2 protein-coding genes and 1 pseudogene are annotated in these 1,297 nt (G+C 62.8%); all 3 read left to right on the top strand.

Going from position 1 to position 1,297, the window contains the following annotated elements:
* A pseudogene (locus B7X65_RS23825) lies at nucleotides 1–337 on the top strand (adenine methyltransferase); the annotation flags it as partial.
* A gap of 182 nt (nucleotides 338–519) precedes the next feature.
* Nucleotides 520–696 (top strand): type II toxin-antitoxin system RelE/ParE family toxin, encoded by a 177-nt coding sequence (locus tag B7X65_RS23955; RefSeq protein ID WP_366928957.1) that lies wholly within the window; start codon nucleotides 520–522, stop codon nucleotides 694–696.
* A gap of 4 nt (nucleotides 697–700) precedes the next feature.
* Nucleotides 701–1,012: an addiction module antidote protein gene (locus tag B7X65_RS23835; protein WP_293596709.1), complete on the top strand. Its 312-nt coding sequence runs from the start codon at nucleotides 701–703 to the stop codon at nucleotides 1,010–1,012.
* Nucleotides 1,013–1,297: the final 285 nt, after the last annotated feature.

Here is a 1,297-nt window from a genome sequence, read left to right on the forward strand (position 1 = left end):
CGCCCGCGCCGCCCATCGCCTGAACGCGCTGCGCGAAGCCTGGCTCAACCCGCCGGCGTGGACCGAGCGCGTGCCCGAGGTGATTCCGCTGGGCCTGCAAACGTCGCCGTACCCCGACCGCATCGTGGCCAAAGCCGGCCATGAAAAAGACCTGGCCGAACGCACGCTGACCCGGCTCTACAACCAGCGCCCGGCCTGGCTGCATGCGGCGCACCAGACACTCGACGAAGCCGTGGCCGCCGCCTATGGCTGGGCCGACTACACGCCTGACATGCCGGATGAAGAGATTTTGAAGCGGCTGCTGGCGCTGAACCTGGCGCGGGCGGGGGTGGCGTAGCGGCGCTGACGGTTAGCAAAGTTGTGAACCATGGATTGCAATAAAAATGCTTGAAATCATCAAAAGCGAGAGCTTCGAGCGTTGGCTGCTGGGGCTGAAAGACCGGATGGCCCGGCTTCGCGTTCAGGTGCGGATCGACCGGCTGGCCGATGGCAATCCGGGGGATTTCAAAGCGCTGCGTGATGGCATTTCAGAGCTGCATAGTGGCAGAGCTGCGCGTGGATCATGGGCCGGGGTACAGGGTGTATTGCACGCGACGCGGCCCGTGGGTGATTGTGTTGCTGGTCGGTGGCGACAAGCGCACGCAAGATGCCGACATTGCGCGCGCCATTGCGATGGCACAAGCATGGAAAGACTAAGGTCATGACTGACAAAAAAGCGATAGAGAAATTCTCCAGATGGGATCCGGTCGATGACCTCACGACGGAGGAAGACATCACGCTGTACTTCCAGGCCTGCGTTGAAGACGACCCCGGCGACGGCAGCCTGGTTCGCGCAGCGCTGGGCGATATCGCCCGCGCACGCGGCATGACCCAGCTGGCGCGCGACACCGGCCTCGCGCGTGAGGGGCTGTACAAGGCGCTGTCGCCCGAAGGCAACGCCGAGTTCGCCACCGTGATGAAGGTGATCAAGGCGCTGGGGCTGAAGCTGGGCGCGCAGGCGGCGCGGGTTTAGCACCCATCCGTACGGGCTGACCTTTGAGCAAGGTCAGGACGGGATACGCAAGGCGCATCGAAGTGGGGCCATGCCCTTCGATACCTCAGGGTGAACGGGTTTCAATGAATAGTCTGGGATCCAGCTTGATCCAGCCCCGATCGCCGGCGCAGCCACCGCGCTGTGACTTTGGTCACTTGCCAGCGTGCCGAATCTGCGCACAATTGGAAACGTTTCTCAATTTTTTGGGGCGGGTGTGGACCAATCCGGCGACTTCACGGTGCTGGTGGTGGATGACCACCACAT

This window comes from Polaromonas sp. 39-63-25 (genome assembly GCF_002278925.1).
GTDB lineage: Bacteria > Pseudomonadota > Gammaproteobacteria > Burkholderiales > Burkholderiaceae_C > Polaromonas.